This is a genomic window from Nonomuraea sp. NPDC048892, assembly GCF_040649735.1.
GTDB classification, from domain to species: domain Bacteria; phylum Actinomycetota; class Actinomycetes; order Streptosporangiales; family Streptosporangiaceae; genus Nonomuraea; species Nonomuraea maheshkhaliensis.
The window spans coordinates 108,002-120,372 of the sequence record NZ_JBEZFZ010000007.1 but is presented as its reverse complement, the minus strand read 5'-3'; the positions used below and the strand labels follow the sequence as shown (position 1 = coordinate 120,372).

Annotated in this window: 13 protein-coding genes and 1 tRNA gene; 8 read left to right on the top strand and 6 right to left on the bottom strand. The window is 68.4% G+C overall.

All coding sequences use genetic code 11. From position 1 onward, the window contains the following. The first annotated feature begins 61 nt into the window (after positions 1 to 61). Together AB0C28_RS24580 and AB0C28_RS24575 are read left to right on the top strand one after the other, a co-directional pair. On the top strand, positions 62 to 724 hold the full coding sequence (locus AB0C28_RS24580; RefSeq protein ID WP_358077693.1) for a histidine kinase: 663 nt from the start codon (positions 62 to 64) through the stop codon (positions 722 to 724). Between the two features lie 39 nt (positions 725 to 763). Continuing rightward, positions 764 to 1,456 (top strand): response regulator transcription factor, encoded by a 693-nt coding sequence (locus AB0C28_RS24575; protein ID WP_358077690.1) that lies wholly within the window; start codon positions 764 to 766, stop codon positions 1,454 to 1,456. 25 nt (positions 1,457 to 1,481) lie between these two features. Here the strand turns inward: AB0C28_RS24575 and secY are convergent, their stop codons facing one another. Further along, a complete protein-coding gene (gene secY / locus AB0C28_RS24570; RefSeq protein ID WP_357851467.1) occupies positions 1,482 to 2,771 on the bottom strand; it encodes a preprotein translocase subunit SecY in 1,290 nt (429 codons plus the stop codon). Positions 2,772 to 2,880: 109 nt separating this feature from the next. On the opposite strand from secY, the gene AB0C28_RS24565 reads away from it, so the two are divergent. Continuing rightward, positions 2,881 to 3,465: an AAA family ATPase gene (locus AB0C28_RS24565; protein ID WP_358077687.1), complete on the top strand. Its 585-nt coding sequence runs from the start codon at positions 2,881 to 2,883 to the stop codon at positions 3,463 to 3,465. Between the two features lie 73 nt (positions 3,466 to 3,538). On the opposite strand, the gene AB0C28_RS24560 is transcribed toward AB0C28_RS24565, so the two are convergent. The 3 genes from AB0C28_RS24560 to AB0C28_RS24550 all read right to left on the bottom strand — a co-directional run bounded on the left by AB0C28_RS24560 (position 3,539) and on the right by AB0C28_RS24550 (position 4,901). Beyond that, complete coding sequence (locus tag AB0C28_RS24560; RefSeq protein WP_358077684.1) at positions 3,539 to 4,318, bottom strand: putative hydro-lyase; 780 nt, start codon at positions 4,316 to 4,318, stop codon at positions 3,539 to 3,541. A gap of 92 nt (positions 4,319 to 4,410) precedes the next feature. After that, entirely contained in the window at positions 4,411 to 4,629 is a 219-nt protein-coding gene (locus AB0C28_RS24555) for a hypothetical protein (RefSeq protein WP_357851459.1), read from the bottom strand. 47 nt (positions 4,630 to 4,676) lie between these two features. Then, the gene (locus AB0C28_RS24550) at positions 4,677 to 4,901 is read right to left on the bottom strand and encodes a DUF6158 family protein (protein WP_357851456.1); all 225 of its coding nucleotides are present in this window, start codon (positions 4,899 to 4,901) and stop codon (positions 4,677 to 4,679) included. 96 nt (positions 4,902 to 4,997) lie between these two features. On the opposite strand from AB0C28_RS24550, the gene AB0C28_RS24545 reads away from it, so the two are divergent. Continuing rightward, positions 4,998 to 5,930 carry a LysR family transcriptional regulator gene (locus AB0C28_RS24545; RefSeq protein ID WP_357851453.1) on the top strand — a complete coding sequence of 311 codons (933 nt, stop codon included), beginning with the start codon at positions 4,998 to 5,000 and terminating at the stop codon, positions 5,928 to 5,930. 307 nt (positions 5,931 to 6,237) lie between these two features. Beyond that, positions 6,238 to 6,311 (top strand) — tRNA-Ile (locus AB0C28_RS24540). 27 nt (positions 6,312 to 6,338) lie between these two features. Here the strand turns inward: AB0C28_RS24540 and AB0C28_RS24535 are convergent. Continuing rightward, entirely contained in the window at positions 6,339 to 7,958 is a 1,620-nt protein-coding gene (locus AB0C28_RS24535) for a site-specific integrase (protein ID WP_358077681.1), read from the bottom strand. A 7-nt stretch (positions 7,959 to 7,965) separates the two neighbouring features. Beyond that, positions 7,966 to 9,003, bottom strand: coding sequence for a helix-turn-helix transcriptional regulator (locus AB0C28_RS24530; RefSeq protein WP_358077678.1), 1,038 nt, complete (start codon positions 9,001 to 9,003; stop codon positions 7,966 to 7,968). A 172-nt stretch (positions 9,004 to 9,175) separates the two neighbouring features. Between AB0C28_RS24530 and AB0C28_RS24525 the strand changes: the two genes are divergently transcribed. The 3 genes from AB0C28_RS24525 to AB0C28_RS24515 all read left to right on the top strand — a co-directional run bounded on the left by AB0C28_RS24525 (position 9,176) and on the right by AB0C28_RS24515 (position 11,960). Then, entirely contained in the window at positions 9,176 to 9,430 is a 255-nt protein-coding gene (locus AB0C28_RS24525; RefSeq protein ID WP_346110855.1) for a DNA-binding protein, read from the top strand. Positions 9,431 to 9,555: 125 nt separating this feature from the next. Further along, positions 9,556 to 10,425 (top strand): hypothetical protein, encoded by an 870-nt coding sequence (locus AB0C28_RS24520; RefSeq protein WP_358077675.1) that lies wholly within the window; start codon positions 9,556 to 9,558, stop codon positions 10,423 to 10,425. Continuing rightward, on the top strand, positions 10,422 to 11,960 hold the full coding sequence (locus tag AB0C28_RS24515; protein ID WP_358077672.1) for a YfjI family protein: 1,539 nt from the start codon (positions 10,422 to 10,424) through the stop codon (positions 11,958 to 11,960). The genes AB0C28_RS24520 and AB0C28_RS24515 overlap by 4 nt, the downstream gene beginning before the upstream one ends. Positions 11,961 to 12,371 lie beyond the last annotated feature (411 nt).

Here is a 12,371-nt window from a genome sequence, read left to right as displayed (position 1 = left end):
ATCGCCATTCGCCACCATTCGCCCGGGGCAACCCGACACGACCCCGCACGTCGGCAGCCCGGTGGCACCACCAGCACTGCCGCAGGCGGATGATGCATCGGCCCAGGTGGACGTGGTGGCGCTGGAGCGGGCCAGGATCGCCGGCGAGGTGCATGACGTGGCCGGACACGGGCTCGCCGCCATCGCCATGCAGGCCGGCATCGCGCTCGTCTTCCTCGACGAAGACCCCGAACAGGCCAGAGCCTCACTGCAGGCGATCAGACAGACCAGCACGACGGCTCTCGCGCAGTTGCGGGCGGCACTCGACGGCATCGACCCACCGGACGGCGACCTGGCCGCACTCATCGACGGCGTCCGAGCGGCGGGACTGCCGGTGGACGTCGAACCCGCCACCCTCACCGAATCCGCCGCCCTGACCGATCCCACCGTTCTCACCGTCCCCGACCACCTCCGGGAGACCGTCTACCGGGTGGTGCGCGAGTCGCTTACCAACGTGCTGCGCCACGCCGGCCCGACCAGAGCCCTCGTCCGCGCGACCGAGGACCGGCAGGAGTTCGTACTGGAGGTGGCCGACCGAGGCGCCGGCCACGCGGGAGCCCCCGAAGGGCGGGGCTTGGCAGGAATGCGCGCCCGAGTCACCGAGGCAGGCGGCCACCTCACGGCCGGCGCCAGAGAAGGCGGCGGCTTCCAGGTCGTAGCCAGATTCCCGCAGGTGCAGGCATGACCGACACCAGTAGCGCCGCCCGGGCAGACAGGTGAAGGTGTGACCGACACCGGCGACACCTCCCACCAGGCGTGCAAGGACGTGATCAGGGTCGCCATCGCCGATGATCAGGCGGTCGTCCGGATGGGGCTGCGGGCGCTGCTGGAGCGGGAGCCGGGCATCGAGTACGCCGGAGAGGCCGGCGACGGGCAGGCCGCGCTCGCGCTACTTCGCCGGGCCCGCCCCGACGTCCTGCTGCTCGACATCCGCATGCCCGGCATGGACGGCCTGACCGCCCTGCGCGCCATCGCCGCCGACCCCGCCCTGCGCGCCACCAGGATCGTCGTGGTGACGACCTTCGCCGTGGACGAGTACGTCTTCGCCGCCCTCCAAGCCGGGGCCAGCGGCTTCCTGCTGAAGGACAGCGACCCCGCGGAGCTGGTCAACGCCGTACGCGTAGTGGCCGCCGGCGAAGCGCTGCTGTCACCGGCGATCACACGGAAGGTGATCGGCCTGTTCGGAAGGGCAGGCGCGGAGCCGGTCGAGGGGCTGGAGACACTGACGCCCCGGGAGCGGGAGATGGTGGCGTGGGTGGCCACCGGCCGTTCGAACGACGAGATCGCCGCCGCGCTGACGATCAGCCCTGACACCGTACGCACCCACGTCAGCCGCGCCCAGGTGAAACTGCATGCCAGAGACCGCGCCCAGCTCGTGGTGTTCGCCATCCGAGCCGGCCTCGCCCTCCCCACCTGACCCCGATCAAGCCCGCCAAATCCGGCTATTTCAGGAACCCTTCGTAGTTGCGCTGCTGAAGCTGGGATTCGATCTGCTTCACCGTGTCCAGCCCCACACCCACCATGATCAACACACTCGTCCCCCCGAACGGAAAGTTCTGCTGCGTTCCCGGATCCCGCAGGATCGCGAACGCCACCAGCGGCAACAACGCCAACACCCCCAGGTACAAGGCCCCAGGCGCGGTCAACCGCGACAGCACGAACGCCAGATACTCCGCCGTCGGCCGCCCAGGCCGGATCCCCGGCACAAACCCCCCGTACCGCCGGATGTTGTCCGCCACCTCCACCGGATTGAATGTGATCGCCACGTAGAAGTAAGCGAACGCCGCGATGAGCAGCACGTACACGGTCATGTAGAGCGGATGCGACCCCGCGGTCAGGTTGAGCTCCACCCACGCCCGCGCCTCCGCCCCGAGCAGCGGCGCGGCGAGCGTCGGCAGGTACAGCAGGGACGAGGTGAAGATGACCGGGACGATTCCCGCCTGATTCACCTTCATCGGGATGTACGTGCCCCGCCCCCCGTACATCCGCCGCCCCACCATCCGCTTGGCGTAACTCACCGGGACCCGCCGCTGCGCCTGCTCGACGAACACCACGGCCGCCACCAGGCAGAGCCCGGACCCGACCATCACCGCGAAGCTGAACGGGCTGAGCACGAAGATCTTCGACATGTACGCCGGAAAGACGGCCACGACCTGGGTGAACATCAGCAGGGACATGCCGTTCCCGATCCCGCGTTCGGTGATCAGCTCGCCCAGCCACATGACCGCGCAGGTCCCGGCCACCATGGTCAGCACGATCACCGCCACGGCGAACAGCCCGTCGTCCCGCAGCAGCGGCCGGGCGCAGCCGGGCAGGAGCTGTCCCGCGCGGGCCAGCGCGACGACCGTGCCGGCGTTGAGCACGGCCAGGCCGACGGTCAGGTAGCGGGTGTACTCGGTGATCTTGGCCTGCCCGCGCGAGCCCTCCTTCCTGAGCGCGTCCAGGCGGGGCACCACGACGGCTAGGAGCTGCATGACGATGCTGGCGGTGATGTACGGCATGACGCCGAGCGCGAACACCGACAGGTGCAGCATGGCGCCCCCGCTGAGCAGCTGCACCATGTCGAACAGCCCGCCGGAGGCCGATCCCGCGCACTCGCGCACGGCCACCACGTCGACGCCCGGCGCGGGCATCACCTGCCCCAGCCGGAACAGCCCGATGAGTGCGAGCGTGAACAGCAGTTTCCCGCGCAGTTCCGGCACCCGGAACGCCCTGGTCAAGACGGTCAGCATGAGCAAGGAGTCTGACCGCCGCGCGGGCCGGGGTCGTCCGCCGGAACGAGGCATCGGCGTACGCAGATCCGCGTACCCGCATCCGCGCGGCCCGGGCTACGGTGATCGCGTGAGCACTGTGTGGGTGATCAGCGGGCCGCCGGGCGCGGGCAAGTCCACGGTCGCGGCCGAGCTGCTCGCCCGCCTGTCCCCCGTACCGGCCCTGCTCGACAAGGACACCGTGTACGGCGGCCTGGTGGCGGAGGTGCTGCGCGCCCACGGCCGTCCGGACGGCGAGCGCGAGGGCCCCTGGTACGACGAGCACGTCAAACACCACGAATACGCGGGGCTGACCGCGATCGCCCGCCAGATCCGCGGCCACGGCTGCCCGGTCGCGCTGGACGGCCCGTTCACCACGCAGGTGCACGACGCGGCCCGGTGGGAGCGGTGGGTGGAGGAACTGGGCGGCCCGCCCGTCCGTCTGTTGTGGGTTCGTTCCGATGGCCCGTCCCTGCGCGAACGCCTGACGGCCAGGGGCCTGAGCAGAGACACGGGCAAACTGTCCGCGTTCGATGATTATCTACGCGCCATCCGGGTGAACGAGCCGCCGGTCGTACCGCACCTGGAGATCGACAACCGACGCGGCGCGCCGCCGATCGGGCAGCAGCTCACGGCGGCGGGCATCCCGCCGCGAGCATGTGCGGCGGCCGAGTGAAACGGCCAGGTGCCAGCAGGTGTACCGCGAAGCGTACGACGCCTGCGAGAGGCACTTGCGGCGAAATATCGCGCTAAATCACCAAATAGTCATCGTCCCGAGCATCCGTGATCGCCATATGCCCCGGCAGATGCCCGATCGCGTACTCGACGCCGCTGGCCAGCACCGCCGCCTGCGGCGTCACCCCGCACGCCCAGAACAGCGGCACCTCCCCCGCCCGTACCTCCACCGGATCCCCGTAGTCGGGCTTGCTCAGATCGCGGATCCCGATCGCGGCCGGGTCGCCCACGTGGACGGGCGCGCCGTGCACCATCGGATAGCGTCCGCTCACCTCGACCGCGGTCGGCACCAGCGCCTCCGGCACCGGCCGCATCGACACGACCAGCGGGCCCGACAGGCTGCCGGTCGCCTCGCAGGGCAGGCTGGTGACGTACATCGGCACGTTCGTCCCCGCCTCCAGATGCCGCACCGGCACTCCGGCCGCGAGCAGCGCCCGCTCGAAGGTGAAGCTGCAGCCGATGAGGAACGGCACCAGGTCATCGCGCCACTCCGCCACCACGTCACCGAGGTCGGCCACCGCCACGCCGTCCCGGTAGAGGCGGTAGCCGGGCAGGTCGGTACGCAGGTCGCCGGAGAACAGGTCAGTCGACCAGGCCCCCGGCTCCCCCACGTCGAGCACCGGGCACGCCTGGGGGTTGCGATGGGCGAACAGCAGCAGCTCGTACCGCAGCCGCTTCGGCACCGCGATGAGGTTGGCCTGCGCGTAGCCCCGGCACCAGCCGGCGGTGGGCACTCGCTCACCACCGCGGAAGCGCTCCCGCGCCTGCGCCGGGCTCAGTTCGGCGACGTCCACCTTCTGACATTAAGAGCCCGGCGTGCGCCGGTCCACCACCTGGGAGCGGGTCGCGTAGCCGTCTTGACGCCTGGCTCCAGGCCGAGTGGATCTTAGTATTCGACCTCGAACGTGTGATGGCCGAGCGCGTACCCGTCGCCCCGCGGGACCACGTACCCATGCCCGACCAGCCGCTCCAGGCTCTCGCGCACTTCCTCCTCCGTCAGCCCGCACGCGCGGACCACCGCGCCGAGCCCCGTGCCACCGGACTCCACCACCTGAGACGCCACAGCCTCGTAGACGTGAATATCCACATCCGACAGTGCCTGCACATCATGACGCTGAACGTCATGGTCCTGCACATCATGAGCCTTACTCATCATCGCTGCCTCGCTCCCTCCCTCAGCCGCGCGGGGTCGACCTCGCGATCCGGGACACGGCGCAGGTATTCGGCTTCGAGCTCGTTCGTCCGCGACGTGTGGTGGGTCAGCGCGTCGTCCGAACCGTGGAAAAAGGTATCGCTCCGCGTGGCGTGCAAATGGCGCAGCTCACGCACCAGATCATCGTCGCTGAGCTGGGCCGGATCTATTCCCATCGTCGTCATGGGCTCCCCCTACCCCAGGAAGCTCCGAACAATATCTGTCACATTTCCTGACATAGAGGCATTGTCTGTAAGACATCGCCGCCTTACCTTCCCGTTATGGACCTCGAGCTCAGGCACCTCAGGATCGTCCGCGCGGTCGCGGACGCGGGAAGTGTGAGCAAGGCCGCGTCCCTGCTCGGGCTGGCACAACCGGCCTTAACCGCACAGCTCAAGCGCATCGAGAGGCTGCTCGGCGGCACCCTCTTCGAACGCGACCGCCACGGCGCCAGGCCCACCCGCCTCGGCGAACTCGTGCTCGCCAGGGCGCGCGTGCTCCTCCCCGCCGCCAAGGAGCTGCAGGAGGAAGCCGTACGCTTCGCGCACGCCCCCTCTCCCGGCTTCCGCATAGGCGCCACCAACGGGCCGATACTCGGCGGCCTCGTCGACCGGCTCGCCACGGAGCGCAAGGTCAGCACGTACACGTCCTGGTCGGCCCGCGAACTCAACGGCATGGTCGAAATGGGCCGCCTCGACTACGTACTGACCGGCGCCTGCGGCGACTCCGGCACCCCCACCGGCACCCTGCTGTGGGAGACGATCAGCCTCGACCCGGTCTTCTGCCTGGTCCGAGACGCCCATCCGGTGGCCAAGGAGAAAGAGGTCGAACTGGCGGACCTCGCCGACGAACAGTGGGCGGTGACGCCCGGCGACGGCTGCTTCGCCGACTGCTTCGCGATGGCCTGCGCCCGATCCGGCTTCACCCCCGGCACCATCTACGAGACCGACGTACCGACCTGCGTCCACCTCGCCCAGGTCGGCCGCGCCGTCGTCCTCTGCCAGGCCACCCACCAGGCGGCCCCCGGCCTCACCATGATCCCTTTGGCCGGCGCCCCGCTCCGCTGGCGCCAACTCCTCGGCCGCCACCCCACCGCCCCCGAAGCCGCCTGGGTCGTCGCCCAGGCCAAACAGGCCCACATGGACGCCGTACGCCGCAGCCCGATCTACTCGGACTGGCTGGTCCGCAACCCCGGCTACGGCACCGCCCCCTGACCCTCCACCTCCCTACTTTCACCAGCACCGGAACCGGCACGCACACCCTGGGCCCGAACCACCTCATAGCCCCACTTTCGCGGCGAGTGCGAGCCGCGCCCCCGTACTCGCCGCCCCTCCCCGACCCGCCCCCGGAGCTCCCAGCCCCCGACTATGATCGACTTACGCTCCACCGACAACGACAGACGTGGAATGATGTCGGCGGAGACCTGTCACCCATCCAGCGGGCGCCGCTATCGCATCCGATGCTCTAGCCTTAGCTTGCGCGGGGTGGCATGATCCTCTCGTCGCCGTACAACTCAATCCAGGGGCGGTAGCTCAGCCGGTCAGAGCATCGGACTCATAATCCGTGGGTCGTGGGTTCAAGTCCCACCCGCCCTACCTTTCCACCTGGTGCTCTACCTGCGGCTACCTTGATCCCGTCGAGTCCGCAGGGCGACGGTCCCCCGCTTGGGAGACCGAAGGGAGACCGCCAGTCTCGGACGCCCCCGTCACCACGACAGCCCGGGGCACCAGGGCAGCACTCGCCTCGGCCGCTTCCCGCGCCACCTCCGGCAGAACCGTCGTATACAGATCGGCCGTGATCGAGATGCTGGAGTGCCGCAGCATCGCCGACGTCGTCTTCATGTCGTTGCCGGCCGCCAGGGAGAGTGTGGCCGCGCCATGGCGAAGATCGTGCAGCCGGATCGGCGGCAGACCGGCCGCGAACGTCAACCGCTCGAAATGCTCGCTGACCCAGTCGGGCGTCAACTCGCTGCCGTCGGCTTTGGCGAAGATCCGTCCGCTGTCGATCCACGCCGACTCCGCCGCCAGCCGCTCCGCCTCCTGCCGCTCCCTGTGCGCCCGAAGGACGGCCACTGTGCCCGAGTCCAGCGCGACCACCGCGTCCGACGACTCCGTCTTGGGCGAGCCCTCCTTCACCTGCCGCCCGACGTTGTTGAGTTGCCTTGCCGTGGCCAGCAGTCCCTCATCCAACTCGGCATCGACCCAGCGCGCCCCGCACGCCTCGCCCCGGCGCAGACCCCGGAAAGCGATCAGGTGGTACAGGGCGTACAGCCTGTCAGCTGCCGCGTGATCAAGAAACACCCCGAGCTGCGCCGGTGTCCACACCATGACAGCCGATGGCCGCGGCGTCGCCAGCCACACCTTGAACCTTTCCAACGGCTTCTTCGGCCGAACCTCGGCCGACCGCTCGGCTGCCAGCCTCGCGTCGAAAGCAGCCTCGAAAACGTCCACTCGCGCCTTCGTCCACACCACCCCCTTGGCCTTCTTCCCAGAGTCCAGCTTCACCAGCTCGGCGGCGTTGAAAGTAACCACGTGCTCCCGTTGCGCTGAGGCCAGCACTGTGCGAAGCGTCGCCCGGATCCGCTGTTTGGTCACCGGCCCGGTGGGCCGCTTGCCCCGTACCGACGCCCGCACCTCGCGGTCATCAGACGCACGGGCGGCGAGCAACTCCTCGTTCTTACGGTCGATCTCGGTGAAGACCTGCTCGACCACAGGCACGAACAACCGGTCCATGCGCACGCCGGCCAGGACATCGCGAATATGTGTCTCCCAATGGGAGATGTAGCCGATCAGCGTGCTTTCCCGAATGTCCCCGAGCCGACGGCGACGCTCCACCCAGGTATCCCAATACTCCCCGAACGTGATCGACTGCAACGACTGCCCGGCCTTGTACTTTCGGTGCAGCTCCTCGTACTCCGGCAGCGGCGCCTGTCTCTTGTGCGCCGCCCGGATCATGTCGAGGATTTCCATACGAGCGTCATGCCCTTCCGGGCCCGCGTCCGGAATGTCGAGCAGGCGGCCGGCGGCCTGATACCAGGCGATCAGATCCGCCTCAGTGGCGAACCCGCCGCATCGGAGATAGATGCGCTTGCCGTCGGGGCCAGCGGGAATCTCCTCCTTGCCGCACCAAGTCCCATGGTGAGGATTCCAGGAGCCGTCCTTACGCCGTAGTCTGGGGCATTTCGCGCCGAGTTCGCGACCGTTCTCGCGGCATCTACACCGCTTGAACCCGTTGCCCGTCATCAATGACTCACCTCATTCCTGATTCGCGATACATGTCACCGAGGTCCTTCGCATCCCGGTAATCCTCCACGCTCACGCCGAATTCGCCGGCGGATCGCGCCTGCCGCTCCTGGGACTCATGAGTTTCCCCGCGTAGCCCGATGCGGGCGGCCAGGCTTTCGAGGTGCTCGTGCCGATTCTTGGGCTCGCGGGCGATGATCTCTTGCAGGCGTCGATCGATCTCCGTCACCACTTCATCGACGGGGTGTGCCGTGCCGCGGGCGTAGGAGTCGATGAGGGGCATGGCGACTTCCAGCAGGTCGGCGCGGATCAGCGTCTGGGCGAAGTGATCGACCAGGTCCGGGACCACTCGTACGGGGGTGCCGGGGATGCGTGAGGCGAACAGTTCCCGTGCTCGCAGAAGGTCGGCTACCACGCTGCGGTGTCGGCGGACGTCGTCCGTGGGCGGGGTCATGTCTCGGCCGGTTCCGAGGGTCTGCAACGTCCGTTCGAGTTTGTGGTAGGCGGCTGTCGCGTCACGCCAGGACGGCTGGTCGCGCCACACCTTGATCGCCTCGCTCGCCTGATCCACGCCGACTCTGCGCTGGGCGAGGAACTCTTGGTAGAAAGCGCGGTTGTCCTGTTGGCTGAGGCGGTGACGTAGCCGTGCCCAGGCCAGGAGGAACTGTGCGTGCTGAGCCTTGGCCTTGCGTCCCTCGTGGGTGACGGTTCGGCTGAGCTCGTGCAGATCTCGGCCTTCGGCCGCCTCGGGGGGAAGGGGTAGTTCCTCCAACGGGATGCCGAACACACGGGCCATCGCGATCGCCTCGTCCACGCTGATCACGCGGCGGCTCCCGTCAGGCTTGGGATTGACGATCTTCGAGATCGCCGACTGGTGCGTCGGACATCCGGCATTCGTCAGCTCTTGGGCCATACGTTCTTGCGACCAGCCGCGCCGGCGCATCTCCCAGGCCACCCGCATGGCGACGTTTTCCTCGCTCAGCGTGCGGGAGGCGGGGGAGCCAGGCGAGTTCTGCTCGGCGTTGCCGGACGTTGCGTCACCCATCGGCCATCTCCATATCCATCCGAATGGGATGGGACATTACAAGCGTTTGGGTTGATTGTCCATCATTGATCATGCCATCCTGACCGCGAGCACACTTCCATCCCATTGTGATGACACCGCCCGGTACTCCTGCTACGAGCCCGGGCGGGCTCTCTTCAGAAAGGCGCGCCCCATGGCTCAAGCCCTGACCACCAAGGAACTACTCGCGCTTCCCGCTACCGTCGACCTCCCCACCGCGGGGAAGGCCTTCGGCATCGGTCGTACGAAGTCGCATGAACTCGCCAGAAACGGCCAGTTCCCCTGCCGCGTCCTGCGCGTCGGCAACACCTATCGCGTCGGTCGCGCCGACATCCTGCGCTGTCTCAACATCGACGACCCGGCTCTCACCTCGGCATCCACCCTCGAGGCGATCGACATCGCGTCCTGACCGCCGATCAACCCCTACAGCCCCACGTCCAGCCACAACGAGCAGAATCGGGTGATCTGGTGCAGGCCCGTCCCCATCACTCGCCTCAACCAGCCACGTGCCGACACACAGCACGGAGCGACCCCATGACCGCTCCCTTCGCTCTGATCCTCCAGGCGCTCTACGACACGACCGGGTACGCGCCCCGCGGTTCAGCCACGCAGAAGAGCGCCCGGTGTCCCGCCCACGATGACCGGCACCCGTCTCTCTCGATCGGCGTGACCCCGGACGGGGTGGTCATGCTCACCTGCCACGGCGGCGCGCGATGCTCCGTGCAGGACGTCATGGCAGCCCTCGATCTGCCCATGACCGCGTTATGGCCGGCAGACGAGCGGAAGACTCGCCGGCTCAAGCCCACCGCCGACCGTTGGATGCCGTGCGGGCACGATCGCGTGGCCGACTACCGCTACACCGACGAGCACGGGCACCTCCTCTACGGGGTCTCCCGCTGCAACCGCAAGGGCAACGGCTGCCAGGGCTTCCGCCAATGGCGGCCCGACTCCTCCACTCGTTCCGGCCGCCGCTGGAGCCTGCACGGCCCTGACGGCAGCCTGGCCGTACGTCTCGTGCCCTATCGCCTGCCCGAGGTCATCACCGCCGTCCGCGAACAGCGCGTCATCATGATCCCCGAGGGAGAGAAGGACGTCGAAACCCTGCGCGCCCGGCCCGGCATCACCGCCACCTGCAACGCGATGGGCGCCGGCAAATGGCGACCCGACTTCGCCCGCTACTTCCACGGTGCCGACGTCTCCATCATCGCCGACCGCAACCAGGCCGGCCGCCGCCACGCCGAAGCCGTCGTGGCCAACCTGCTGCCGGTCGCGCGCTCCATCTACGTGCTACAGGCCCGCCACGGCGTGGACGCCCACGACCACCTCACCAGCGGAGGCACTACCGGCGACTTCCTCCCGGTCTGGGCTCCCAAGCCGTTCCCACGCGAGGAGATCCGCCGGTGACCACGGAGCCGAACTGGGCCCCCGACATCCCCAAGCCCGGCGCGCCCCACAGCGGGGAGGCGTGGGAGGAGATCATCCCGCTCGGCTCACGACTCGTCCCGCCCGCCTTCCCCGTGGCATGCCTGCCGATCTGGATGCGCGACATGATCGACGGTGTCGCGGAGGAGACCCAGACCGCGCCCGACATCGCCGCCGCGTTCGGCCTCGGCGCCCTGTCCACCGCCGCCGGCGGCAAGGCCATCATCCGGGTCCGCGGTGGATGGCACGAGCCCCTCAATCTCTTTCTCGCCTGCGTCGCCCCGCCCGCCACCCGCAAATCAGCCGTCTTCCGCGCCATGACCGCCCCGCTGTACGCGGCCGAAGAGGCTCTGGTGATCGCGGGCCGGGCCAAAACCCGGCAAGCGGAGTTGCTGCGTCTACAGCTGGAAGAGGCCGACAAACAAGCCCGGACCCGTGCCGTCAGGAGCGGCTCGGCCAGCGACCTGGCCGAAGCCGAATCCACCGCCCTGGCCCTGGCCGAGATCACGGTCCCGCACGAGGTCCAGCTCATCGCCAAGAACGTCACCCCCGAGGAGTGCTCGACCATCCTGTCCGAGCAGGACGGGCGCCTGGCCATCCTGTCCGCTGAGGGCGACATCTTCGACATCATCTGCGGCCGCTACAGCAACGGCGTCCCCACCCTCACCCCGTTCCTCGAAGCCCACGCCGGCGACGTCCTCAAGGTCAACCGCCGCGGCCGCGCCGAATACGTCAAATCTCCCGCTCTGACCATCGCGGTCTGCATCCAGCCCGCCGTCCTGACCGTCATCGCGGAAAAACCCCGCCTACGCGGCCAAGGCCTGCTGGCCCGATTCCTGTACGCCCTACCGCCGGACACCGTCGGCTACCGCAAGAGCTCTCCCGACCTCGTCCCCGACGGCGTCCGCGAAACCTACACCGACACCTTGCAGGGCATAGTCCTCAGCCACGCCGAATGGGACCAGCCGCAGATCCTGTCCCTGGCTCCTGCCGCCGACCAGCTCGTCACTGCCTTCCAGGACGAGATCGAGCCCAAGCTCCGCGCCGGCATCGGCGAACTGGACAGCCTCCGGGACTGGGCCGGCAAGCTCGTCGGCGCCTGCGTCCGCATCGCCGGACTGCTGCATCTCGCCATGCACGCCGACGACGGATTCCGCAAACCCGTCACCGAAGACACCATGCGCGACGCCATCGAGATCGCCCGCTACTACATCGCCCACGCGGCAGCCTGCTTCGGCGTCATGGTCGAAGGCCCCCACACCCAGCTCGCCCGCGACGCCCTCAACTGGATCACCAAGAACGACAAGGTGGCCCAGAACAGAACCTTCAGCCAACGCGACCTCCACCGCCGGCTCCAGTCGAAAGCCAAGGACGCGGCCACCGTCAGCGCCGTCCTCTCACTCCTGGACACCCACGGCTACATCCGCCCCCTCCCCCAGCCAGAACGCGACTCCAGAAGCGGCAGAACGCCCTCCCCTCGGTTCTCCGTCAACCCCGTCCTCTTCGAGAAGCGATGACAGAACCGACACAACCCTTCCGACCTGCGCCAACACGCCCGACAGAACGGAGAGACAAAACCATGACGAAACTCATGATCGATGACAGAACCCCAACCTCCCTGCCCCCTGCAGCGCTCTGGTGCACACACGCGGTTCCGTCATTGCCAGCGCCGCTACGTCACAGCTCTGTCCGGCCCTCCGTCATCAGCCAACGCCACTCGTCAGCACCCGAAACTGGAGTTCTGTCAGTTATGTCAACAGTCCCCGACCCCGCAGGCACTCCGTACGAACGACCTCATCTCGCAAGCTCCGGGCGCCCTGCGCAGACCCCTCGCGCCCCGTCCACGCGGCGGCCCTGCCGCACACTCCGCCGCCAACCGTCCAAGGCAGGCCGATCGGTACGACCAAGCCAAGACCGGCGATCATGTG